Origin of the sequence: Mucilaginibacter pankratovii, from assembly GCF_014773265.1 — a bacterium.
In the GTDB taxonomy this organism is placed as follows: domain Bacteria; phylum Bacteroidota; class Bacteroidia; order Sphingobacteriales; family Sphingobacteriaceae; genus Mucilaginibacter; species Mucilaginibacter pankratovii.
Genome location: NZ_JACWMY010000006.1, coordinates 332760 through 356297, shown reverse-complemented (window position 1 = coordinate 356297; position 23538 = coordinate 332760). Strand labels below are relative to the sequence as shown.

Below are 23538 nucleotides of genomic sequence, written 5' to 3'. Positions count from 1 at the left end.
TTAGTTCGGTTCATAGATCATAGTTGATAGTTCATGGCAGAATAATTCCGCTACTATGAACTATCACCCATGAACTATCAACTACTTAAATTGTCGGCTTCGGATTACTGGCCGGGCCTTCGGCAATGTTGCCGCCCCGCCCTTTTTCATCAAACGCGCGGAATTTTACAACGCCTTTTGCATTTACCGGGGCGGTGTAAACTTTGCTGTTTGCTGTAGGTTCGGTACCATCTGTGGTGTACCTGATGGTTAGCCCGGGGTATTGAATATTGCTGAGGTATTTACCATCCTCTAAAACAACACCCGGTTTTGGTATGCGGAAACTGTAGCCGCCGTTATAATAAGCCAGCCGTGGCAGCTCGCGCTTACCCAGGATATTGAGGAATTTACTCCAGTCTTCATTGTATAAAACACGGGCCTTGGCGGTATCTCTTTCCGTCGTCCAGGATGGGTCCTTCGCCCAGGCACGCTCGGCAAGGCCTATCAGTTTAGGGAAGATCATATAATCCATCCGTTCGGCGCTTTTTACGGTTTCGCCCCATAAGGCACCTTGCAGGCCAATGATATTTTCTTTGCCATAATCGGTGAGCCGTTGCTTGCCCACAAACAGGTTGCGGTTAATGGGGATGCCGTTCTTATCCACGTCGGCATTTTTAAAGTAATCGTAAGGGATAAACGAGAAGAATTTATCGATACCCAAATAAGCGCCCCAATAATAGCCCGGCTCATCAAAAGATTTGTAGTTGGCCATATCAAAATACAAATTGGTAGCGCAGGTAAGCACTACCTTGTAACCACCATTTGCCAGCTTGTAGGCCAGGTCTTCCTGTCCGTCGCCCAGTACGTTGTTCCAAACATCCACCTGCATACCTTCGTTTACAAACTGCGGGTTTGGTACGTAGGTGGCATGCCCGTCTACATTGGTTTTGCGCAGGGCCATTTCTTCCCAGCCCGATAATTTGATATTGCGTTTTTTCAGGATCTCGTTCACTCTGCCGTAAAAGTAGTACCAAAGGTCGCCGGTGTTTTGTATCTCGGGATGGGTAGCTTTCAACGCCAGGTAAGCAGGTGATTTTTCCCAAACGTGCGCCGGCACCTCGTCGCCACCAAAATGGATGGCAGGCAGCGGGGCATTAGCTTCTTTGTAGATGTTCACCAGGTCGCCCACAACGGTTTCGATATAATTGTAGGTTGATGGCAGCGATACATCTATCACGTTATCATTCCAATATTGCACCGAGCGGTAATCAGATTTGTCGTTCAGGTCGCGCAGCAAATTACGCTCCGCACCGGCTTTATCACCGGCGGCTAATAAACGTTCGTAGCGTGCATCCATCGCTTTAATGGAGGCACGCGCATGGCCCGGGGTCTCGATCTCTGGAATAACGGTTACGTGGCGTTCGTTGGCGTATTTCAAGATCTCGATATAGTCGGCTTTGGTATAAAAACCGGTACCGGCTGTATTGCTAAAATCAGGACCTGAGCCATGCGATGCAGGCAGGTTTGTTTTGCTATCCAGCGAGTGACCGCGTTTAGAGCCGATGGCGGTTAACTCGGGTAGCGACGGGATCTCTATTCGCCAGGCTTCATCGTCGGTAAGGTGCATGTGCAGGGTATTCAGTTTATAAACGGCCATCAGGTTTATCAGCTTTAATACCTGTTGTTTACTTTGAAAGTTGCGGGCCACATCCAACATTACGGCGCGGTAAGGAAAACGGGGCGCATCGGTAACCTCAACACAAGGAACGGTTATGGCTGCCTGTGCTTTTGCCCAGGGCGCGGCGCTAAGCGATGTTTTAAACGATTGGATGCCGTAGAACAAACCGGCGGGAGTAGCGGCACTTATGGTCATGCCATCGGGGGTTACATTAAGGTTGTAAGCTTCGGCACCAAGGGAGGCATCTTTTTTAAAGACGATCTTTTTTGTGTTCGATGTACCTTTTAATTTGCTGCCCAGCAATTTTTCCAGCCCATTAATAAAATAGCGCTTCTCGTTCTCAAACAATGGGTCGCTTATTATCGCAACAGTATTGTTGATGATAAAATTGCCGGCATTTTCCTGGTAATTTACGGGCGTTGGGATGATTTTTTGTAACGATGCAGCCGGAATATCCAAAATAGTTTTGTTCTGGTTGTAGATGATCTCGGGGGTTATCAAGCCCTGGTAGGTGGGGTTGTAAGGCTTAATTGTAAAATCGCCCAGGGCGTAGCCTTTTGCAGGTTCGTTATCCCAAACCAGGTACGGGCCTTCAATGGCATCGGTAAAATTTACCACCGGCGATTCACAAACGTATTCAATACGCCCGCTTTCACCGGGTTTTATTTCTTTGAAATTGGAGGTTGGGGTAATGCTGTACAGATCACCGTTTACCTGGGCGATGGTGGCATTACCCGTAGTTGCATTGGGTAAAAAGTTGCGCGAAGAGTTAAAGTAGAACTTCCATCCCGAAGCAGGTAAAGCCGTTTTGCCTTTGTTGGTGATCACAATTGCAGTAAGGGCCTCGCCTTTATTCTGATAGTTATTATCAACAACCTCCCAGCTAATGTGCAGGTTTTGCGGATCCACCTTTGGCTCATCGCCGGTAAGGGCAAATGCTTTTATGCCGACAACAGTAACAAGAAACAGAATGATAAAACGACGCATGGCAATTATATTAGGTTGAGAACCGTAAATATAATTAAAATATCGATTTACAATGTTTGGTAAACTTTTTAAAATAATTTTTAAAGTGCGAATTTTATCCAGCCTTCGCCCTCGTAGCCAAATATAAATTGTTTGGGGTGGATGATCTCCGCCAAGATCTCTACCGAATCAACAATCCTTGGACCGGGGCGGTTAAAGTATTGGTTACCATCGGCAATGTAAACGCGGTTATTTTTCACCGCCTTCATTTCGCTGAAGCCGGGTAGCTGCAGCAAGAGGTCTATTTCGCGCATGGTGCGTTCGATGGAAAAACCGCAAGGCATCAGTAATAGCACCTCAGGGTCCTGCGCCTGTATCTCGGTCCAGTTTACATAGGGCGAGTGCTTGCCCGGCTGCGTAAGGATAGGAACGCCGCCTGCAATAGCAACCAGTTCGGGCACCCAGTTACCCGATAACATCATCGGCTCCAGCCATTCTATACAGGCTACAGTGGGTTTATTGTCCATAAACTTTAGCTTATGGCGAATGATATCTACCCGCTCCTGCAGGTCCTCTAATAACTGATCGCCTGTTTGGGTAACTTCAAGGGCTGACGCAACGGTGGCGATATCTTTGTAAATATCGTCAAGGCTATTGGGCTGCAAGGATACAATTGCCGCGGGTTTATCCAAATAGTTTTCCAAAGCCTGTTCCACTTCCGGCAACGACACCGCGCATACTTCGCATTGTGCCTGGGTTATCACAACATCGGGTTGCAGCTCTTTTATCACTTCGCGTTTTACCGTATAAACCGACAGGGCATCTGCCAGGACCTCCTTCACTTTCACATCAATATCGGCGCTGCTTAAGCCATCGGGAAAGTTCGCTTCTGAACATACCGGCAGGGCTTTTACCGTTTCAGGGTAATCACATTCGTGCGAGCGGCCAACCAGGTTACTTTCGAGGCCGAGCGCGCAAACAATTTCGGTAGCGGCAGGCAATAAGGATACTATTTTACGAGCAGGCATATTTCAGTTTGCTTGGACAGTTGGCTTTTGCAAACCCTCCGTTAAAAATGCAAATATGCGAAATTATGAGTTTGCATTATTCATGATCAGCATCATCGTTATCTCCTGTTTTATTGATAGCTAAAGTATTATCTTTGCCCCCGATGATATTCCTAACCTTACTTGCCGGGGTGATAGCCAATTTTATAGGCTATGTACCGCCAGGAAATGTGAACCTTACACTTGTACAAATAACGATAAACCGCGGTATGAAACAAGCCCTGCAGTTTATCGTGGCATTTTCATGCGTAGAATTTTTCTTCACTTATGTGGTGATGCTGGGCGCCAAATGGCTATCAGAAGAAGTGCGGCTGGATACCATTATAGATTGGGTGATGGTAGTGTTGTTTGGCACAATGGCTGCCATAACCTGGCGCAACCGCAACAACCCGCCAAAAACTACTTACAGCCAGCACGCCAGCATCAAATACGGCATCCTTTTAGGCTTTTTAAACCCCATGCAGATCCCCTTTTGGATGGTGACCGGCACCTACCTCATTACCCACGAATGGATAGACGATAAACCGCTCGACCTGGTATTCTTCAGCATCGGCTCTGCTATGGGCGCTTTTATCGCCCTATTTTTATATGCCAAATTTGCCAGTTACCTGCAAAAGAAATTTGCGTTAAGCACAAAGATCATTGATACCTGTATTGCCATCCTGTTTTTTGGGTTTGCGCTGTACCATGTTTTTAAACAGATCTATTTAGTGTGGTTTAAGCACTAAGCCGAGCCCCCTGAAGGGGGAGCTTTTGAAAAATCGCTTTGCCAAAAAATTCCACTCCCCCTTCAGGGGGTTGGGGGGCTGTTAATATTCCAAATCTTCTCCGCCTTGCGCCCTATCAGCCAAAAAGACAATGCCAGGATAGAAAAGAACAGCGTTTTGTTGGTGCCATCCCAAAAGTATTCGAAGTATTTGGTGTAGAGGAAAATGATGAGGAAGGTAATGCCAAACTCCCGGGCTATTACATCCTTGTTTTTTAAGCCATATAGCAGAAAAGCACCTGCCACTACAGCCGAAATAATACCCCAGTAAAAAAGGCTGATCTGTTTGATGGTCCACCAAACATCCAAACTGCCGTAGTTGCCAAAGATGCTGAGTAGCCAAAGCGACATAAACAGGTATAACATCCCAACCACGTAGGTGAGTTCCCAAAAAAAGCTGAACCATTTTTTGTTTTTAAGGATGTGACAGGCGACAACCGACAGCAGGCCGAACAGCACGAAACGCAGCGGGTAGTTCATCCCCAAAAAGTAAAGCGCCCACTTGGTTTGATAGCCCGTTTCGGTACCGAACCAGCTACCCAGCGATACCAGCGCGAAAAGCCATATCAATCGTGAGCCCATTCGCCAGGCTAAAAAACCGTACACAAATACCGATACTAAAAATAAAAGGGAGTAATGGCCCGAACCATTATCGAATGTTTTGCCCAGGTAAGCTATGCTGCAGGCTGTGGATAACACGCCTGTAAAAATAACAGCCTCGTTGCTGAAGATCTTCTCGGGATATAGTTTTTCGCGCCGGCGGCCAAGGTAGAACAAGCCCACTGCCGCAGCGGCCGAAAGTATAGCAATCACAATATCCGGCGTATCGTACAGACTTTTTAGCCAGTTGATAACCGCGTCATCGACAATAAGCGAGCCTACCGCTACCACCCCGCATATGAGCGCTACCCAAAACGAATATTTGGCCAGCCGCATCCAGTCGAAACCTTTTACTTCATAAGAAGCCCGGAGTTTTTCCGCTTGTTCGCCGTCAACTAAATGATGTTTTTCCCAATGGGAGATGGTGTTGTTTAAAAATTCGCTTTCCTGCCTGTCGAGGTTAAGTTTAGCCATACCGCACGTTACGCCCACTTTAGATTAGAGCAGTACGAATTAAATTAATTAACGCGATATTAACAAGCGGGTATTTAACCTTATCTTAAACATGTTTTGTTGGCAAGCTTGGGGCCTTTAGGTATTAAACTGCGGGTTATCCAAAACCAGCAGCGCCAGCACGTCTTCTTTATCCTTGCCCAATTGTACCACTAATTCGTCCAGAGACGCAAAGCGGATATCCTCGCGCACAAAGTGTAAAAATTCCATGCGGAGTTGTTTGTTGTAGATGTCGGCATTAAAATCGAAGATGTTCACCTCGATGTTCCTGGTCATGCCGTTAACGGTTGGGCGGTGGCCGATGTAGGCCATACCTTTGTATTCCTTGCCTTCTACCTTTACCCTAACCGCGTAAATACCATCAGACGGGATCAGCTTATAGCGCTCTTCCAGCATCAGGTTGGCGGTGGGATAACCCAGCTGACGGCCCAACTGATCGCCGCGGATAACTTTACCGGTAATAAAAAAGGGATAACCCAGGCATTCGTTAGCGATATCTATCTGCCCGTCCAGCAATGCCGTACGGATACGGGTAGAGCTGATGGCCACATCATTGATATCCTGTTCGGGGATCTCCAGTACTTCAAAATCATACTCGGATGCTAATCTTAGCAGGTCGTCCAACCCGCCTTTGCGGTCTTTGCCAAAACGGTGATCGTACCCTATTACAATAGTTTTGATGCCAATCTTTTTCACCAGGATATCGCGGATATATTCCTCGGCAGACTGGTTACTGAAATCGCGGGAGAACGGGGTGATGATCAAATGGTCTACACCCAATTGCTCCATCAGTTCCGCTTTTTCGGCAATGGTGGTAATGAGTTTGATGTTCTCATCTTCGGGATGCAAGATCATCCGCGGATGCGGAAAAAAGGTTAAGATAACCGTTTCACCACCAGCTACTTCGGCCAGTTCTTTTAAACGGGCAATAATTTTACGGTGCCCTATATGTACGCCATCAAAAGTACCGATGGTAACCACGGCATTTTTTAAGGGCGTAAATTCATCTATGTGATGGTAGATCTTCATTTTTAGAATTTCACAAAGGTAAACGTAGAAAGTTCAATGAAAAATCTTTTTGTTACCGCCCCCAATTAATGACCCGTAGTTGATGAATCACCTGCTACGTCTCCGTTTTTAAGATCGCGTATGGTATTCACAAGTTCAAGCACTTCATGCGCATCTTCTATCCGGTAATTGCCGCTACGTGTTCGGCGCAGGCGCGAGAGGTAGGCCCCGTTGTTTAAAGCCGCACCGAAATCATTAACCAGCGAGCGTATGTAAGTACCCTTGCTGCACACTACTCTAAAGTCTACTTCCGGCAATTCTATCCGGGTTATTTCAAACTCGGTGATGGTAACGTTACGCAGGCGCAGCTCCACTTCTTCGCCGCGGCGGGCCTTTTCGTAAAGGCGCTCGCCATCAATTTTTATGGCGGAATGGGCCGGAGGGTATTGCTGTATATCGCCTGTAAACTGTGCGCATGCTGCTTTTATCTGTTCTTCGGTAAGATGGCTGGTTTCAAATTTTGCTTCGGGTTCACTCTCCAGGTCGTAAGTGGGCGTGGTTGCGCCGAGCACCATAGTACCAGTGTACTCCTTCTCCTCGGCCTGGAAGGTATCTATCTGCTTGGTCATTTTACCGGTGCAGATGATGAGCAGCCCGGTAGCCAATGGATCCAACGTGCCGGCATGGCCTACTTTAAGTTTTAAGGGCTTAAAGGCGTTGCGGAGTTTGCCAACCACATCAAAGCTCGTCCACTTGTAGGGTTTGTTTACCAGCAAAAGCTGCCCTTCGGCAAATTGCTGTATATTATTGAAAGATAGTTTGCTCAAAACAAAAATTTAAGGGGCAAAGGTAAGGTTTTTATCAGCGAGTAGTAAGCCCACTAAAAACCCGCCTCTTGCAAACAGAAATAGCGATGGCTTTCGGCGCATCGCTATTTTGTATCGTGTGAAGAATATTGTTTAAATCACCTCCAAATTATGGCCCGTCAGGAATAGGATAATAATAACCCCTCCTACCAAAATTCGGTACCAGCCAAATAACTGGAAGCCCCGTTTCTCTAAAAAGGTAATAAAGGTTTTAATTGCCAATAACGCAACAATAAAAGCAATAACGTTACCTATCGCCAGTAGCTTTATTTCCTCGCCGGTAAAAACGTGACCATCTTTAACAAAATCATACAACTTTTTTGCGGTTGCGGCAAACATGGTTGGTACCGCCAAAAAGAACGAAAATTCCGCCGCAGCCTTGCGGCTTAGCTTTTGCGACATACCGCCCACAATAGTTGCGGCAGAGCGCGAAGTACCGGGTATCATAGATAAGCACTGGAAGAAACCGATCTTAAGCGCCGTAAGGTAGCTGATCTCCTTCTCTTCTTTAGTGTCGGAGTTGTTAAACCATTTATCAACAAATAATAAAATAACACCGCCAATAAATAAGGTGATGCCTACGGTTAGCGCGCTTTCCATCAACTCATCTATCTTTTTGCTGAATAGCAGGCCAAATACCGCAGCCGGTAAAAAGGCAACAAATAGTTTGTAATAAAAATCGAGGGTTTGAAAAAAGCGCTTCCAGTACAACACTACTACCGACAGGATTGCACCCAATTGGATGGCCACGGTAAACAGCTTTACAAAATCGTTGCTTTGGATGCCCATCACCGACGAAGCGATGATCATGTGCCCGGTGGAAGAAATAGGCAAAAACTCGGTGATGCCTTCTATTATCGCCAGGACAATTACTTGTATTAAATTCATACTTTATCGGCCGGCTTTTTCAGGATCGCGTAAAAACCTAAACCAAAGCCTGCCAATACAACTATTGGCGCAATAACAATTTTTGTAGTGCTGTAAATATCAGTAGTGCCGCTCATCAGCACAAAACCAAAAGCTACTACAGCTATGCTGATAATTAACCAACGGTAGTTTTCTTTTCCGAACACAAACTGGGCCGGGGTGGTGGTTTGCAGCGCCGCTGGTTTGGGTGCTGTTTTAACCGGGCCGGCCGGTTTAGATTGCAATGCCATATATTTTACTTATTGAGTTTTTTAATTATTATTTAGTAGATATTACCAATGAACTATTGAACAAATGAACCAGTGAACTACCTATATAAATCGTATATTTTTAAACGTAAGAATTTGTTTACTGCCAGGTAAGTACTCACTGCCGACATGATAACCCCAATACCGATAACACCTAAAAATACGATGCCAAACTCGGTGTAGTTACGCAGGATCACCAAGTCGGGAATTTGCTGGTAGGCCAGGTAAAGGGTACCTATCAGTATCAACACAGCAATTAAGCCGCCTAATAAGCCATGCCAGATGCCGTAAAGCAAAAACGGCTTGCGGATAAAACCCTTGGTAGCCCCAACCAATTGCATCGATTTGATGAGAAACCTTTGCGAGTAGATAGCCAATCTGATGGTATTGTTGATCAACGCTACCGACAGCACCACAAATATGGCGGCGAAGGCGAGGATCACCAATATGATGGATTTAAGGTTCTGGTTCATTTGGTCAACCAGCGATTGCTGGTATTTTACCTCTTTTACCAGTGGGTTTTTCATCAGTTCGGCCTTAAATTTATCGATACCTGAATTATTGGCATAGTCGGCTTTCAGGTATACATCCAGCGATTGTGATAGCGGGTTATACCCCAGGAATTTTACAAAATCCTCGCCCAGGTCTTTTTGCAGATTGCGGGCCGCCAACTCTTTACTCACATACTGGGTTTGCTTAACCATTGGGTTGCCATCCAGCTGTTTTTGAAATTGCAGCACGTCGGTTTCGTGGGCGGCATCGTCCATAAAAATATTAAGCACGATGTTTTCTTTTACATAGCGCGACAGGTTGTTTGCCTTTACTAATATTAGCCCCAGCAGCCCTATCATCAATAAAACCATAGCAATACCAAAAACGGTAGATATGTATATCGTTTTGGTTTTCTTTGCCGATTCGCTTGCTTCAAATTCTTCCATGTGCCCTTCTTAGATATGAGATTTGAGACGTGAGATATGAGATAGCCTCCATCTACATCAATTCTTATAGTTTGCGAAAATAACAAACCTGCCCTAAAGGTAAAAGTTTATGCGGGATAATTAACAATTATTAACTACACGAAGGGAAACGATTGAGCGATTGACAAGAATGAACAGGATTTGGATTGAAGGATTGAACAGTTTTTTTTTTCTGAACCCTGATTTATAGGATTAGAGGATTTCTTGATGCTTTACGAATCACAGAATCCTTCAATCAAGCGAATCATGGTTCAGAATATTATGGCGTTCCCTTCGGGCCAGGCTTTCCGCTCATACTGCACAGGCATTAGCCACAAGGCCGGTATCCGCTGCAATCCTTAACGCTGGAGCCACACCAAATAAATCATTTATCATCTGTCAACAAATTAAAAGTAGCGATGTTAATCATGTATGACAACTCCAGCTAACGACCACGATAAACCCTCCCCATCGGATACGCCTACCAACAGGCCAAACGACGAAGGGCATAAAAGCGTTGTAAAAGACAGCGATAAACAATATCATGCCGACGAGCCGCAGCAGGAAAATGTGGCTAAAAATTATGAAAACCGGGAACAACCTGTGCAGTCTGTTAAAGACGCGCCTAAAGAAGACCAGCCGGATACAGCTGCCAATGATGCCCGCAGGCTGGAATCAAAATAGCTCAAATTGGCTTTGCTATCCCTGCCGAGTTGAATTGAAGATCGTACAGTTTGCGGTAATAGCCATTCTCTATGCGCAGCAACTCCTGGTGGGTGCCGCTTTCCATAATTTCGCCATGATCTAAAACGATGATCTTATCAGCATTTTGTATGGTAGATAAACGATGGGCTATTACAATTGCTGTGCGCCCCTGCATCAGTTTGTTAATGGCGGTTTGTATCAGCAGTTCCGTTTCGGTATCAACCGATGACGTGGCCTCATCCAAAACCAATATCGCCGGGTTATAAACCAGCGCTCTGATAAACGAAATGAGCTGCGCCTGCCCCGCCGACAGCGTAGCACCGCGTTCCATTACATTATAATCATAACCGCCGGGTAAGCGCTCTATAAATTCATGCGCGCCTACATCTTTTGCTGCCGCGATAATTTCCTCACGGGTTATTTCGGTATTGTTGAGGCTGATGTTGTTGCCAATGGTATCGGTAAACAAAAACACATCCTGTATCACCGTTGCAATTTTCGAGCGCAGGTAATCCACCTTGTATTCGCGGATGTCGTGCCCATCCACCGTTACCGTACCTTTACCGATATCGTAAAAACGGTTGAGGATGTTGATAGTCGATGATTTCCCGGCACCCGTTGCCCCTACCAATGCCAGCGTTTCGCCGGGCTTAATGTGGAAGTTGATGTTTTTCAATACCCAGTTCTCGTCGTTATAAGCAAACCAAACGTTCTTAAATTCGATATCGCCTTGTAATGCCGGCGGAGCGAGTTTACCATCGTCTATCGCCACTTCGTCGGTATCCAGCACTTTAAAGATCCTGTCGGCCCCTACCATGCCCATTTGCAGGGTATTGAATTTATCTGCCAGTTGCCGAATGGGGCGGAACAGCATGTTAAGCAGTACGATAAAGCTTGTAATTAGCCCTGGGGTAATGCCACCCTCGGCGGCAGATATGGCATGCATTTGCTGGTCGTTCAGGATCCGTTTACAGCCGTACCAAACCAGTAAAGCCATACAAACGGCAAACAAAATCTCCACCACCGGGAAAAAGATAGAGTAGTACCAGTTAGAGCGAATATTGGCATCGCGGTATTTAAGGTTAACCGCTTTAAACTTGCGCATTTCCTGTTCCTCACGCGAGAAGTACTGGATAATACTTATCCCGCTGATGTGCTCTGCAAGGAAAGTATTTAACTGTGCCACCTGTGTGCGCACCTCCTGGAAGGAAGATTTAATAGCTTCCTTAAACACATAGGTAGAAGCAAACAGGAAGGGCATCGGGATGAGCGTGATGAGTGCCAGTTTCCAGTCCTGCCAAAGCATGTAGCCGATAACGGCGAATACCAGTAACATGTCGCCCATAATGGAGATGAGCCCTTCCGAGAAGATATCGGCAATGGTTTCCAGGTCAGACACCGTACGGGTGATGAGCATCCCGATAGGTGTACGGTCGAAATATTTCAGGCGCAGGCTGGTAATGTGGTTAAAAACATCCTTCCGCAAGTCGCGAATAACCGACTGGCCCAGCGAGTTGGTTAAATAGGTTTGGTAGTACTGCGCAATGGTTTGGATGATGAGCTGCCCGATCATCAGCTCTACCATAAACACCAAGCCATGATAGTTGTTGGCGAGGATGTACTTATCCAGTGTGAGCTGGATCAATATGGGCTGGATCAAAGCAATAACGGCCAAAAAAATAGTGAGGAACGCCGCTATCACGAAAACCGACCTATACGGTTTTACATAATGCATGATCCGCTTAAGCAAATGCCAATCGAAAGCCTTACCGGTAACGGCCGAGCCCCCCCCGCCTCCGTTGGCTAACGGAGGAGCTTTTGAATTGCTATCTTTTGATTCCTTTGCCATTTAGCTAATAATCTATTTAAATTCTGTTCCCCCTTCAGGGGGCTGGGGGGGCTAAGTAACTATACTTCACCTCCGTTAAATATAAGCCGCATGCGGGTACACTTGTGCCGGCCTTACTGCGGTTTTTGCTTTGGATGATGTCGCGGATACCCTCCGGCGGCATTTCGCCTTTGCCTACCGATAAAAGCGTACCTACAATCGCCCTTACCATATTACGTAAAAAGCGGTCGGCAGATATTTTAAATACAATGCCTTTTTCGGTTTGTTCCCAAACCGCTTTTACAATTTTACAATTATTGGTTTTAACCTGCGTATTCGATTTGCTGAAACAGCTAAAATCTGAATATTCCATGATAATAGTTGCAGCCTCGTTCATCAGCTCCAGGTTTGGCCTGTCGCGCAGCAGCCACGAATAACCGTTTAAAAAAGGGTTCTTCTCAAAATGGATATGATATTCGTAAGAGCGCAGTGTGGCATCAAAACGGGCATGAGCCTCCGGGTGCACAGGGATGATGTTTTTGATGGCGACATCGTGCGGAAGCAGGGCGTTTAACCCCCTAACCCCCTGAAGGGCGAACTTTTGATTTGCATTCTCCGCATCATCATCGGGCAATTCCACATCTAAATGCGCAAAATATTCTTTTGCATGTACACCTGTATCGGTTCTGCCGCATCCGGTGGTTTCTATCGGCTGGCGCAATAAAGTGGATAGCGCTTTGTTCAGTAATTCCTGCACACTCACGGCATTTTGCTGCACCTGCCAGCCGTGGTATTTAGTACCATCGTAAGCGAGTTCGAGAAAATAGCGTTGAGTAGTTGCCACGGGGACAAAGGTATAAAACTACTGTTATGTAGGCAGTGCCCGGAGTGATTAACTGCTATGGTTGGTTTTGTTAAATATCAATTTGTTCCGGTAGGCGATGTAAATAGCAACAGCAATTGTAAAAACAATACTGAACAAGGTTACAGTCGTCCAATAAACTAAGTTTGTGCCAGGTGAATTTGCGACTAATAAAAAGGGGCTACCTACTAAAGGGAGAGAAATTAGTACTCCCAGTCCAATAAATCCCCAGGCTACCGGGTTACGCTTAAGCCTATACCCTAAATGCGAGTAAACTAAAAAAGCCACCAATGCTATAAAGCCCATGCCAATGTTTTTATAAATGTAAATATTGTAAAATAAAAAGATGCTGCACAATAAACTATATCAGCATTTATTAAAAGATATATCTTTGCTTCTCTTAATTAAAAAAAATGCTACAAAGAATACAAAGTATATACCTCCTTGCCGCGTCTGTTGTCATGTTCGGGCTGTTCCTGTTCCCGCTTGCCCATAATATTTATGCAGAAGGCAAACTGGTTAATGTAACCGTTACCGGCGTTTATGAAATTGTAAACGGACAAGAAAAACATATCGAAAATTTTACCGCCTTAACTGCCGTAACTGCCATTATAGCCTTAGCTCCGCTGGCTGTTATTTTTATGTATAAGAACCGTAAAAAGCAAATAAATTTCTGCTATATAGCTATACTGGCCTTAATAGGCTACAGCTTCTGGATGGCGCAAACCGTTAAAGCAGTTGTAGGTGCCATTACTCTTGAGTATCAGAATATGGGCGTTGGCCTATTTCTAACTTCACTCAGCATCATCCTCATTATTTTTGCGTTTAAAGCGATACAAAGAGATGAGAAATTGGTGAGGTCGGCTGATAGGCTTCGTTAATTTCGGATTTCGATTTGAGATTTCGGATATCAGTACAAACCGTATTTGGTTCGTATGTCTTCCATAACTTTATAAAGAGGCTTCCCTAATCCGGCTTCTGCCTGTCTGAGGCCTTCGTTAATACGATCCTTCAAAAACTGCGGCATTGTGTCCCATTCTTCCGCATTATTTTTGTTTAAATTAAAATAATCGGTAATGAGCACATTCAAATCTCTTAGTTGGTCGTCATTTGCCTGCCTTATTATATGAAATAGCTCAATCCTTAATCTATCTGCATCCATTATAAAATCCGACTAAATATATATGGGAAACAGAGCGAGCCTTCCAATTGGAAAGCTCGTTCTTCTTATAACATCGCTGGCATTAGCTTATTGCATGGTGGCTAAACCCCTCCCTGCCTTTGCGCTCGTCCCATCTGCACCCCTCCCAAGGGAGGGAATTTTAAAAATCTAAACTTCCGCCAGGCTATCGCCGGTTACGGTTGCTTTAATCTTAACTTCCAGTTCTTCCATCAGTTCCGGGTTATCCAATATCAATTGCTTAACCGCGTCGCGGCCCTGGCCAAGGCGGGTATCGCCATAGCTAAACCATGAGCCTGCCTTTTTGATAATGTTATATTCTACGCCTAAATCGATAATTTCGCCGGCTTTGGAAATACCTTCGCCAAACATAATATCAAACTCGGCTATACGGAATGGCGGAGCTACTTTGTTCTTCACTATCTTCACCTTAACGCGGTTACCAGATACCTCGTCGGTATCTTTAATTTGCGAGATGCGGCGTACATCCAAACGTACCGAAGCGTAGAATTTTAAAGCGTTACCACCTGTAGTTGTTTCGGGGTTACCAAACATAACTCCAATTTTATCGCGCAGCTGGTTGATAAAGATACAGCAACACCCGGTTTTGCTGATGGTACCTGTTAACTTACGCAATGCCTGAGACATTAACCTGGCGTGCAAACCCATTTTAGAGTCGCCCATTTCGCCTTCTATCTCGGCTTTTGGAACCAATGCAGCAACAGAGTCGATCACTAATATATCAATAGCGCCCGAGCGAATCAGGTTATCAGCAATTTCCAGCGCCTGCTCACCATTGTCTGGTTGAGAGATCAGCAGGTTCTCTACATCAACACCCAATTTTTTGGCGTAAAACCTGTCGAAAGCGTGCTCCGCATCAATAAATGCAGCAATGCCGCCTTTCTTTTGCGATTCGGCAATAGCGTGAATGGCCAGGGTTGTTTTACCCGAAGATTCCGGACCGTAAATTTCTATCACCCTGCCTTTTGGCAAGCCGCCTACACCCAAAGCGATATCAAGACCCAATGAGCCTGTTGATATTACTTCTGTTGGCTCGATAGCTTGTTCGCCCAACTTCATAATGGTGCCTTTACCGTAAGATTTTTCCAGCTTATCAAGGGTAAGCTGCAGTGCCTTCATTTTATCTGTATTGCTCATCTCTATTTTTTTCGTGAAACAAATATAAATAACATCTTTATTATTTGCTAATTTTTTTAGTAATTATTTTAATTTATTTTAGGCTTGGTTATTCCCTGTCCGGATTGCTTGAAATTACTTAACTAAGCGTGCCCTATCAAATATCTTTATCAACACTGCGCTTTACCAATTCCTTCACTATCGCCTTCTGTATCTTCTTCTTTTTAGCGTCTTTTGATTTTCGGAATTTTAAGGCTTCGGCTTTTAACAGCGCTGTTTCGGTATTTTGCTGCGCATAGTATTTACAAAACCAGGTAAGCGGGCAGATCTCGCATTTGGGCGTGCGGGCCACGCAGATGTAGCGCCCGTGCAATATTAGCCAGTGGTGCGCTATGGCCAGCGTGTTTTCCGGCAGGTTTTTCACTAATTGTTTTTCAACCGCCAATGGCGTGCTGGCACGAACAAGCCCCAGCCGGTTGGCCACCCTAAAAACGTGGGTATCTACCGCAATCGCTGGCGCATCAAAAACTACCGAGGCAATTACGTTAGCCGTTTTGCGGCCAACTCCCGGCATTTTCTGCAGGTCGTCTAAATCCGAAGGCACCTCGCCGCAGAAGACTTCCGTCAGCATTTTCCCCATGCCTGCCAGGTGTTTTGCCTTATTGTTGGGATAGCTTACACTACGAATGTAAGTGAAAATCTCATCCGCATCAGAAGCAGCTAAAGCCGCAGCATCCGGGAAGCGCTCGAATAACTTAGGCGTAACCTGGTTGATGCGCTTATCGGTGCATTGGGCGGATAATATAACCGCTACCAGCAATTGATACGGGTTGTCGTAATGCAGCTCGGTTACTGCATCGGGCTGGTTCTTAGAAAAATATTCAACGAAATGGCGGTAGCGTTCGGCTTTTAGCATTAGTTCATGGTTGATGGTTCATAGATAATAGTAAGAACCATTTTGGCAAAAATCCATAAATATTCGCAATAGCTAAAATGAATTTCACCATGAACTATCAACTATGACCCATGAACTTCTTTAAAAATAGAAAGGTTCATAAATCAAACTATCGGCCTTGCCAATATGTATGATCTATGAACCAGTTTCGGGGGTGCGTAGTACCTAACGTAAACTCTTGGAGTAATCAAGTATCTGGTGGATGGTTTGTAGTTTTGGCTTCTTTTTCAGAAGATCCAATTCGGCATGGATAGAGTGATAGAATATCACTGAGTCCGCATCCAGATTTTCAAGTGTTCCTGACTCTTTCATCTGAGTTTTGTTAGTGACCGCGTAGAAATTTGTTGTAAAGGTTTCACCCATAAGCTATTTTTTTGTTTAGATAAATAACGACAGTTAAACCCGAATATTTTACGAAGATGAAAATTAAATGAAATTTTTTTCACTTACTTAACCGCCTGATAATGTTTACCTAAGCACACAGTCATTGTGTTTAACCGACACAAATAAAACGCAGTAATTTGCAGGATATTTCACCGTATAAAAAAGAAAAAGCCACCCCTAAACGGAGCGGCTTAAATGCATTTTTCCCTGATCTCTAACCTCTATTCAACCAACCTCTGCCCTAATTCTTCAAACTCAGCTCTTTAGTCTGCATCATTTTGCGCAGATTATTAAGCGCGTAGCGCATACGGCCAAGGGCGGTGTTGATGCTTACATCGGTTACATCGGCAATTTCTTTAAAGCTCATATCGCCAAAGTGGCGCATGATCAATACTTCCTTTTGCTCGGATGGCAGCAGTTGTATTAGGGATTTTAAATCCTTGTGCGTTTGCTCGCGCACCAGGCGGTCTTCCGCGCTTTCGTCGTAGTTACCCAATACTTCAAAAATATCAAAGTCGTCTCCGTTGCTTACCATAGGCGCGCGTTTTTCGCGGCGGAAATGGTCTATCACCAGGTTGTGCCCAATACGGGTTACCCATGGTAAAAACTTGCCCTCCTCATTATACTTGCCGGCTTTTAGCGTATTAATAACCTTAATAAACGTGTCCTGGAAAATATCTTCGGCCAATGCTTCGTCTTTAACGAGCAGGTAAATAGAAGTATAAATTTTTGATTGGTACCTCCGGATGAGCTCAACAAGCCCTGCTTCGTCACCGGCGATATAAAGATGGATTAGATCCTGATCACTTTTCAATTGAAAATCCATAGAAAGCTACTAATAAACTAAATTAAATGTTTTGTCGTTATTACAAGTAGAGTTCTATCTATAGCGTTTCTTTTAGGGGTTAAAAAATGTTACCCTCAAATATAATAATCTTCAAAATAAAAACAAATATTTTTTAGAGGTGGCATTGTCATGCCTGCATCATAAAGTTTACGTGTCAGTATATTGCAAGTATTCATTTATTCTGCCTACTATTCTTAAACCCGCTTGCAAAAAGCTAAATATTTTAGGATTTTTGCGGTTGGGACAGAATCATGGTTCATCCATCATGATTCATAGTCCCGAAAAACTCAGTTAGTGGCTCTTTAGTATTATTGTTTAGACGCTGATTTTCATGATGGTTTAATAGCCCGTCAACTAAATTTCAGCTCTTTTCTATCATCCATGAACCATCAACTATGAACAAATAACAATGATCAAAGAAGCCGAAAAAGATCCGCAGAAACATATCATCATAAAAGGGGCACGGGTACACAACCTAAAAAATATGGATGTGGCCATCCCTAAAAACAAGCTGGTGGTTATCACGGGCATGTCGGGCTCGGGTAAATCCTCGCTGGCTTTTGATACCCTGTATGCTGAAGGGCAGCGCAGGTATGTAGAAAGCCTGAGCAGTTACGCGCGCCAGTTTTTGGGCCGGATGAATAAGCCGGATGTTGACTATATTAAAGGTATAGCCCCGGCGATAGCTATAGAGCAAAAGGTAATTACCAGCAACCCGCGCTCAACCGTGGGTACCAGTACCGAGATCTACGATTACCTTAAACTGCTGTTCTCGCGCATTGGCAAAACCATTTCGCCCATATCGGGCGGTATTGTAAAAAAGGACAGCGTTACCGACGTGATCAATTTCATCATGACTTTGCCGCTGGATACGCAGGTAACCATCCTGTGTCCGCTGCACCCGCATAATAACCGCAGCCTTAAGGAAGAGCTTGCGGTGCTGATGCAAAAAGGTTTTATCCGTGTGGAATATAAAGGCCAGCTATCGCGAATCGAAGCTTTATTGGAGGACGAAACCGTAGATAATAATTTGCTGATAGTAACCGAAGAGGAAGACGTAAAGCCAAAAGCTAAAACCACCAAAAAAGCCAAGGCTGAGGCGGATGCTAAGGCAGAGGCCGACCGGGTACAGGCCGAGAGCGTGGAAACCGCGCGCAATATGTCGCTCACCACGCATAATTTGCCGGTACGCATTGTAATAGACCGGATCACCAAAAACGACGAGGACGAAACCGTGAGCCGCCTGGGCGATAGTATCCAAACCGCGTTTTTTGAAGGTAAAGGCGATTGCTATGTACGGTATAAGCTCCCGGAAGAAGCCTCACCTAAATCCTCTCCAGAGGAGAGGATTTCTGAAAATGTAGAGAACGAACGTTTCTTTTGCGACCGCTTTGAGCTGGACGATATGCGCTTTGAAGAGCCATCACCAAACTTCTTTAGCTTTAATAACCCTTATGGGGCGTGTAAACGTTGCGAGGGTTATGGTAAGGTTATTGGCATTGATGAGGACCTTGTTATCCCGGATAAGAGTAAAACCGTTTACGAGGGCGCTATTGCCCCCTGGCGCGGCGAAAAAATGCGCGAATGGAACGATAAGCTGGTAAAAAGCTCGCTGAAGTTTGATTTCCCTATCCATCGCCAATACAATCAACTCACCGAAGAGCAACAACGCTTGCTTTGGACGGGTAACCAATACTTCCAGGGGTTAGATGCCTTTTTTAAAGAAATGGAGGAGCAAACCTATAAGATCCAGTACCGGGTTCTGCTATCGCGATACAGGGGCAAAACTACCTGTCCGGAGTGTAAGGGCAGCCGTTTGCGTAAAGACGCATCATACGTTAAGGTGGATAGTAAATCCATCACCGATGTGGTGCTGATGCCTTTGGATACCGCGCTGGCATTTTTCAGTAGCCTTAACCTCAACCCTACCGATGTTAAAATAGGTAAACGCCTGCTGTTAGAGATCGTAAACCGCCTGCAATTTTTAAATGATGTGGGCTTAAGTTATTTAACGCTTAACCGTTTATCAAACACCCTTTCGGGCGGTGAATCGCAGCGTATTAACCTGGCTACTTCGTTGGGGAGCAGTTTGGTAGGATCGGTATATGTATTGGATGAGCCCAGCATTGGCTTGCACCCCCGCGATACCCAGCGTTTGGTTGGTGTATTAAAATCGCTTCGTGATGTAGGCAACACCGTTTTGGTGGTAGAGCATGAAGAAGAGATCATGAAAGCTGCCGACCATATCATCGATATCGGCCCCGAAGCCGGTACACATGGCGGTAATTTAATATTCACCGGTACTTATGAGCAAATCATAGTAGACGATAATAGCCTTACCGGGAAATACCTGAGTGGCCGCGAAGCTATCGCCATCCCCGCTCAGCGCCGTAAATGGAACGATTATATTGAAATAAAAGGCGCACGCGAGAATAATCTAAACCATGTGGACGCCAAATTCCCCCTGGGTGTGCTTACCGTAGTAACGGGGGTCTCAGGCTCGGGTAAAACCAGTTTGGTTAAACGGGTGCTTGCTCCTGCTCTGCAGAAAATATTAGGGAACTATAACGGTGAGCAAACCGGCAGCTTTGATAGCATAGAGGGCGATTACGCAAAAATTGAGCAGGTGGAACTGGTGGACCAGAATCCTATCGGCCGCTCGTCGCGCTCTAACCCGGTTACTTATGTAAAAGCCTGGGACGAGATCCGTAACCTGTACGCTGCCTTACCTGTTGCCAAAGCAGCAGGATTAAAACCATCCGCATTCTCCTTTAACGTGGAGGGTGGCCGCTGCGATGTTTGCCAGGGCGAAGGCGAGGTGAAGATAGAGATGCAGTTTATGGCTGATATTTTTCTCACCTGCGAGGCCTGCAACGGCAAACGCTTTAAACAACATATTCTGGACGTTACCTATAATGAAAAGAACGTATCCGAGGTATTAGAGCTCACTATCGATGAGGCTTTGGAGTTCTTCGCCAAAGAGCCTAAGATCCTGGCCAAGATAAAACCATTGGTTGATGTTGGCTTGGGTTATGTGCAGTTGGGGCAATCCAGCAATACCCTATCCGGCGGCGAGGCGCAGCGTATCAAGCTGGCTTCCTTCCTGGTGAAAGGCAACAATACGCATAAAACCCTGTTCATTTTTGATGAACCGACAACCGGCCTGCACTTTGCCGACATTAAAAAGCTCCTGAAATCTTTCGACGCGCTTTTAGACCACGGCAATACCATTATTGTGATTGAACACAATATGGATGTGATAAAATGTGCCGATTGGGTGGTAGATATCGGTCCCGAAGGTGGGAACCGTGGCGGTAACGTGGTATTTGAAGGAATACCGGAAGATTTAATCAAAAAAGCGGATAGCTTTACCGGGGAGTTTTTGAAGGAGCGGTTTGTTTAATATAGACGAATATTATCGTCAGTCGTCATGCTGAAATCTTTTCGGCACCTCATCGTAAAAGTCGCCACATAAACAACAGCTTTGCAAGCTATCCGTCCCATGAATGGGACGGCAATGAAGGTGTTTTAAATGCCAAACTACCTTCATTGCCGTCGGTTTTAACCGACGGTAGGCGGCATGATCTGAAAGGCGAAATATCGGTATGGCGTTATTGTTGAAAAAGACCGGACAAAAAAATTGCCCTTAGCGGGCATCTAAATACTCTGCCAAGCACAGGCAGAAAAAAATAAAAGAATAATCAAGGGTTAATCGCCACCTCCGCCGCAGCCACTGCAACCAGAGGAAGAGCATCCCGAGCAGCCGCTGTGCCCGCTATCTCCCCCATGCCCGCCGTCGTGGCCTCCATGGTGCCCTCCGTGATGAGAGGAGCCAAAGTCGCCGCCGCACCCTGCAGTGCTGCAACCACTGCCGCTTCCATCCTTATTGTCTTTTCCTTTATTAGGGTTCGATTCCCATTTGTAAACACCAAAAACCACAACTGCTACAATACCAAGCATCAGCAACGGTGCACCAAAAGATGCCTGTATAAAAGTAGTGCAGGCCACCAATAGCATCAAAAACGTTAGTCTTGCGGTTGAGATCTTCGGCTTTCTAATCAACCAGTACCGACCAACATTCACCCGCTGAAAATCGATATCCGAGAAACGCTGCTGGTTATTATGCCAGATATCCTCCGGCGGCGCCATACCGAATTTATCAATATAAAGCGTTTGCGATGAGGTGTAAAACCTATCGAACTTCTTCGCTTCCTGAGCGCCGCCTTTGGTAGGGTTGTGATGGATCTCCTTCCCAATGGTGTCCCTGCAAAGATCAACCCAGTAGGAACGGGTAAAGGTTAAGTGCAGGTGCCATACCTGGTCCACCGGGTCGGACGGGGTTACGCCGGTTTCGGTGATGCAGCACATAAAAATAAATTTCTTGTATTCTTCAATCACCCGGAGTGTGTAACCGTGGCTCCAGCCATTCTCCCTGGCGAGCCTGGCAGAAAACTGGAAGCCCGCATCCGGGTCATCCAGCCGGAACGCTTCAATTTTTTGCCATAATGTAATTTCTTCTTTCGTCATTATTGTATGTATAAATTAGCTAAAGCTAATGAGAAAGAAGATAGCTTGGGTGAATTAAATGTTAAGTAATTGTTATTTTTCTACTGGTTAATATTAAGGGAATCTTTGGTAAGAATTTAATTATTCTATCGTGCAATGAGAGCATTGGCATTTGAAAAACTCAATCGTTTTTTCAGACCAAACGTTAGTTTAATCAAGTGAATCGAAGTAATTTTTAATTGCTTTCAAACTCTCGTTATATTGTTGAATGTACCGCTCGATTTCATTTATTTCATCGCTCAATTCGCAGTAATCTTTGCTGTTTTTTTTATACTTGATTTCAAATCCATTATACTCGGGATAGCGCTCGGCAAAAGTATTATCCAAAATTTCAGAAGAAAATATTTTTTGTTGAAATAGCTCCTTTTGCATTAGCTGCCGTTTATTGTAATACGCTGTGTTCTCCTCATGTAATTCATAGTGGAGTATTTTAAATCCTTTCATTCGCCGCGTTTTCAATTCTAAAAGCGATTCCAATCGTTCCCTGGCTCTTTCAATGACAGGCTTTATCTGATGATTCAATTTCTCTATTTCTTGAACAATTGCATTTATATCTCGAATGTATCGAAGACTATTAATATGTTCAATAAACGCTAAACTACCTGAAATTCTATCAGCACGATAAGCAATTAGTTCATCCCCCGAGAGAGTTTTCGTTTCTTTTGCAACGACAAAGTGATAACCGGATGTGATAAATTCGAACGTAGATTTAGTTGCAATACTTTTAAGCCCCTCTACCAACCGACTACACTCTCCAAGTAAATAGTAATTTACAAATCGCGATTCACTTTGCCTAAACATGTTACACGCTGCCTTAACGTAATCTATTGCCTTATACCAATTTTCATTCTGCGGATTATATGTTTGAGTACACCTAATAATTTCCTCTTTGTTAACTATTCTGTATCGAATCCAATGTGTTAAGGGCAATATATCGACTCCTTTATAGCTAAGTTTTATACAAAAGAAAGTAGAATTGCCGAACCCGAAATTGCTAACAAATTCCACGTTGAAATTCGCATCAATTTGATGTGGGAATGTTTTCCAGCCAATCAATCTATGTGAATAAGCAAGTACTCCTTCATCTTGTCTACATTTATGATAGGTATGATGCAATTTATGAGCTAAAATTGCCATTTTCAGATGCTGTACCTTGTCTACATATTTACTGTCAAATATCTGCTCCAGTCGTAATTTTGAATTGTCTTCCTGCCAAGGTTCCCAAAGATTATCGCAGAAACTGCTTCTTGGACCAAAAATTATTTTTAAAACATCGTCATTTAGTATAGTTTCAAAAACAGCTTTTGCCTGGTCCTGTCTTGTATGTCGTAAGATATTTTCAAGTTGCGTTATAGCTTCAGGTATTGGACTTACCAGAGGTTCATAAGTTATGATCAATTCACCGTTATCCTTCTTTCGGAGAACACATAAAGCACTACTATTAATTTGGTTTGGTTGATAAAAGCTCATAAGTAAATGTAGGCTTCACTTTTCAACTAA

Annotated in this window: 20 protein-coding genes; 4 read left to right on the top strand and 16 right to left on the bottom strand. The window is 44.7% G+C overall.

What is annotated here, in order from left to right:
- Positions 1 to 85 precede the first annotated feature (85 nt).
- Positions 86 to 2644 carry a family 20 glycosylhydrolase gene (locus IDJ77_RS14195; RefSeq protein WP_191189621.1) on the bottom strand — a complete coding sequence of 853 codons (2559 nt, stop codon included), beginning with the start codon at positions 2642 to 2644 and terminating at the stop codon, positions 86 to 88.
- An 80-nt stretch (positions 2645 to 2724) separates the two neighbouring features.
- The gene (locus tag IDJ77_RS14190) at positions 2725 to 3651 is read right to left on the bottom strand and encodes a cobalamin-binding protein (protein ID WP_191189620.1); all 927 of its coding nucleotides are present in this window, start codon (positions 3649 to 3651) and stop codon (positions 2725 to 2727) included.
- A gap of 143 nt (positions 3652 to 3794) precedes the next feature.
- Here IDJ77_RS14190 and IDJ77_RS14185 point away from each other — a divergent pair, with 143 nt between their 5' ends.
- Positions 3795 to 4418 carry a LysE family translocator gene (locus tag IDJ77_RS14185; RefSeq protein WP_191189619.1) on the top strand — a complete coding sequence of 208 codons (624 nt, stop codon included), beginning with the start codon at positions 3795 to 3797 and terminating at the stop codon, positions 4416 to 4418.
- Positions 4419 to 4480: 62 nt separating this feature from the next.
- Here IDJ77_RS14185 and IDJ77_RS14180 read toward each other — a convergent pair whose 3' ends face one another.
- From IDJ77_RS14180 to IDJ77_RS14155, 6 genes are all read right to left on the bottom strand, one after another.
- The gene (locus tag IDJ77_RS14180) at positions 4481 to 5530 is read right to left on the bottom strand and encodes a DUF2157 domain-containing protein (RefSeq protein ID WP_191189618.1); all 1050 of its coding nucleotides are present in this window, start codon (positions 5528 to 5530) and stop codon (positions 4481 to 4483) included.
- A gap of 117 nt (positions 5531 to 5647) precedes the next feature.
- Positions 5648 to 6598: a bifunctional riboflavin kinase/FAD synthetase gene (locus IDJ77_RS14175; protein ID WP_191189617.1), complete on the bottom strand. Its 951-nt coding sequence runs from the start codon at positions 6596 to 6598 to the stop codon at positions 5648 to 5650.
- Positions 6599 to 6663: 65 nt separating this feature from the next.
- Complete coding sequence (gene truB, locus IDJ77_RS14170) at positions 6664 to 7404, bottom strand: tRNA pseudouridine(55) synthase TruB (RefSeq protein WP_191189616.1); 741 nt, start codon at positions 7402 to 7404, stop codon at positions 6664 to 6666.
- A 132-nt stretch (positions 7405 to 7536) separates the two neighbouring features.
- A complete protein-coding gene (locus IDJ77_RS14165; protein WP_191189615.1) occupies positions 7537 to 8331 on the bottom strand; it encodes an undecaprenyl-diphosphate phosphatase in 795 nt (264 codons plus the stop codon).
- The gene (locus tag IDJ77_RS14160; protein WP_191189614.1) at positions 8328 to 8600 is read right to left on the bottom strand and encodes a DUF3098 domain-containing protein; all 273 of its coding nucleotides are present in this window, start codon (positions 8598 to 8600) and stop codon (positions 8328 to 8330) included. The genes IDJ77_RS14165 and IDJ77_RS14160 overlap by 4 nt, the downstream gene beginning before the upstream one ends.
- Before the next feature lie 77 nt (positions 8601 to 8677).
- Positions 8678 to 9556: a cell division protein FtsX gene (locus IDJ77_RS14155; protein WP_191189613.1), complete on the bottom strand. Its 879-nt coding sequence runs from the start codon at positions 9554 to 9556 to the stop codon at positions 8678 to 8680.
- A gap of 450 nt (positions 9557 to 10006) precedes the next feature.
- Here IDJ77_RS14155 and IDJ77_RS14150 point away from each other — a divergent pair, with 450 nt between their 5' ends.
- The gene (locus IDJ77_RS14150) at positions 10007 to 10258 is read left to right on the top strand and encodes a hypothetical protein (protein ID WP_191189612.1); all 252 of its coding nucleotides are present in this window, start codon (positions 10007 to 10009) and stop codon (positions 10256 to 10258) included.
- Position 10259: 1 nt separating this feature from the next.
- Here the strand turns inward: IDJ77_RS14150 and IDJ77_RS14145 are convergent, their stop codons facing one another.
- Positions 10260 to 12014, bottom strand: coding sequence for an ABC transporter ATP-binding protein (locus IDJ77_RS14145; RefSeq protein WP_224751102.1), 1755 nt, complete (start codon positions 12012 to 12014; stop codon positions 10260 to 10262).
- A gap of 148 nt (positions 12015 to 12162) precedes the next feature.
- Positions 12163 to 12951: a tRNA pseudouridine(38-40) synthase TruA gene (gene truA / locus IDJ77_RS14140; RefSeq protein ID WP_191189610.1), complete on the bottom strand. Its 789-nt coding sequence runs from the start codon at positions 12949 to 12951 to the stop codon at positions 12163 to 12165.
- A gap of 431 nt (positions 12952 to 13382) precedes the next feature.
- Between truA and IDJ77_RS14135 the strand changes: the two genes are divergently transcribed.
- Positions 13383 to 13850, top strand: a complete 468-nt coding sequence (locus IDJ77_RS14135; RefSeq protein ID WP_191189609.1) for a DUF4293 domain-containing protein — start codon at positions 13383 to 13385, stop codon at positions 13848 to 13850.
- 29 nt (positions 13851 to 13879) lie between these two features.
- On the opposite strand, the gene IDJ77_RS14130 is transcribed toward IDJ77_RS14135, so the two are convergent.
- The 4 genes from IDJ77_RS14130 to IDJ77_RS14115 all read right to left on the bottom strand — a co-directional run bounded on the left by IDJ77_RS14130 (position 13880) and on the right by IDJ77_RS14115 (position 17451).
- Positions 13880 to 14131: a hypothetical protein gene (locus tag IDJ77_RS14130; protein WP_191189608.1), complete on the bottom strand. Its 252-nt coding sequence runs from the start codon at positions 14129 to 14131 to the stop codon at positions 13880 to 13882.
- Positions 14132 to 14299: 168 nt separating this feature from the next.
- Positions 14300 to 15307: a recombinase RecA gene (recA, locus tag IDJ77_RS14125; RefSeq protein WP_191189607.1), complete on the bottom strand. Its 1008-nt coding sequence runs from the start codon at positions 15305 to 15307 to the stop codon at positions 14300 to 14302.
- A 136-nt stretch (positions 15308 to 15443) separates the two neighbouring features.
- Positions 15444 to 16202 (bottom strand): endonuclease III, encoded by a 759-nt coding sequence (gene nth, locus IDJ77_RS14120; protein ID WP_191189606.1) that lies wholly within the window; start codon positions 16200 to 16202, stop codon positions 15444 to 15446.
- A gap of 664 nt (positions 16203 to 16866) precedes the next feature.
- Complete coding sequence (locus tag IDJ77_RS14115) at positions 16867 to 17451, bottom strand: RNA polymerase sigma factor (RefSeq protein WP_128532494.1); 585 nt, start codon at positions 17449 to 17451, stop codon at positions 16867 to 16869.
- Positions 17452 to 17881: 430 nt separating this feature from the next.
- Here IDJ77_RS14115 and uvrA point away from each other — a divergent pair, with 430 nt between their 5' ends.
- Positions 17882 to 20875 carry an excinuclease ABC subunit UvrA gene (uvrA, locus tag IDJ77_RS14110; RefSeq protein ID WP_191189605.1) on the top strand — a complete coding sequence of 998 codons (2994 nt, stop codon included), beginning with the start codon at positions 17882 to 17884 and terminating at the stop codon, positions 20873 to 20875.
- 305 nt (positions 20876 to 21180) lie between these two features.
- Here the strand turns inward: uvrA and IDJ77_RS14105 are convergent, their stop codons facing one another.
- Together IDJ77_RS14105 and IDJ77_RS14100 are read right to left on the bottom strand one after the other, a co-directional pair.
- Complete coding sequence (locus IDJ77_RS14105; protein WP_191189604.1) at positions 21181 to 21999, bottom strand: glycine-rich domain-containing protein; 819 nt, start codon at positions 21997 to 21999, stop codon at positions 21181 to 21183.
- A gap of 189 nt (positions 22000 to 22188) precedes the next feature.
- Positions 22189 to 23508: a V-type ATP synthase subunit I domain-containing protein gene (locus IDJ77_RS14100; RefSeq protein ID WP_191189603.1), complete on the bottom strand. Its 1320-nt coding sequence runs from the start codon at positions 23506 to 23508 to the stop codon at positions 22189 to 22191.
- Positions 23509 to 23538 lie beyond the last annotated feature (30 nt).

Bases quoted from the DNA above. Each gene is read 5' to 3' on its own strand.
- IDJ77_RS14155 (WP_191189613.1), bottom strand. From the start codon at position 9,556: ATGGAAGAATTTGAAGCAAGCGAATCGGCAAAGAAAACCAAAACGATA.
- IDJ77_RS14135 (WP_191189609.1), top strand. From the start codon at position 13,383: ATGCTACAAAGAATACAAAGTATATACCTCCTTGCCGCGTCTGTTGTC.
- recA (WP_191189607.1), bottom strand. From the start codon at position 15,307: ATGAGCAATACAGATAAAATGAAGGCACTGCAGCTTACCCTTGATAAG.
- IDJ77_RS14100 (WP_191189603.1), bottom strand. From the start codon at position 23,508: ATGAGCTTTTATCAACCAAACCAAATTAATAGTAGTGCTTTATGTGTT.
- IDJ77_RS14185 (WP_191189619.1), top strand. From the start codon at position 3,795: ATGATATTCCTAACCTTACTTGCCGGGGTGATAGCCAATTTTATAGGC.
- IDJ77_RS14130 (WP_191189608.1), bottom strand. From the start codon at position 14,131: ATGGATGCAGATAGATTAAGGATTGAGCTATTTCATATAATAAGGCAG.
- nth (WP_191189606.1), bottom strand. From the start codon at position 16,202: ATGCTAAAAGCCGAACGCTACCGCCATTTCGTTGAATATTTTTCTAAG.
- IDJ77_RS14165 (WP_191189615.1), bottom strand. From the start codon at position 8,331: ATGAATTTAATACAAGTAATTGTCCTGGCGATAATAGAAGGCATCACC.
- IDJ77_RS14195 (WP_191189621.1), bottom strand. From the start codon at position 2,644: ATGCGTCGTTTTATCATTCTGTTTCTTGTTACTGTTGTCGGCATAAAA.
- IDJ77_RS14175 (WP_191189617.1), bottom strand. From the start codon at position 6,598: ATGAAGATCTACCATCACATAGATGAATTTACGCCCTTAAAAAATGCC.
- IDJ77_RS14115 (WP_128532494.1), bottom strand. From the start codon at position 17,451: ATGGATTTTCAATTGAAAAGTGATCAGGATCTAATCCATCTTTATATC.
- IDJ77_RS14160 (WP_191189614.1), bottom strand. From the start codon at position 8,600: ATGGCATTGCAATCTAAACCGGCCGGCCCGGTTAAAACAGCACCCAAA.
- IDJ77_RS14145 (WP_224751102.1), bottom strand. From the start codon at position 12,014: ATGCATTATGTAAAACCGTATAGGTCGGTTTTCGTGATAGCGGCGTTC.
- IDJ77_RS14105 (WP_191189604.1), bottom strand. From the start codon at position 21,999: ATGACGAAAGAAGAAATTACATTATGGCAAAAAATTGAAGCGTTCCGG.
- IDJ77_RS14180 (WP_191189618.1), bottom strand. From the start codon at position 5,530: ATGGCTAAACTTAACCTCGACAGGCAGGAAAGCGAATTTTTAAACAAC.
- uvrA (WP_191189605.1), top strand. From the start codon at position 17,882: ATGATCAAAGAAGCCGAAAAAGATCCGCAGAAACATATCATCATAAAA.
- IDJ77_RS14190 (WP_191189620.1), bottom strand. From the start codon at position 3,651: ATGCCTGCTCGTAAAATAGTATCCTTATTGCCTGCCGCTACCGAAATT.
- IDJ77_RS14150 (WP_191189612.1), top strand. From the start codon at position 10,007: ATGACAACTCCAGCTAACGACCACGATAAACCCTCCCCATCGGATACG.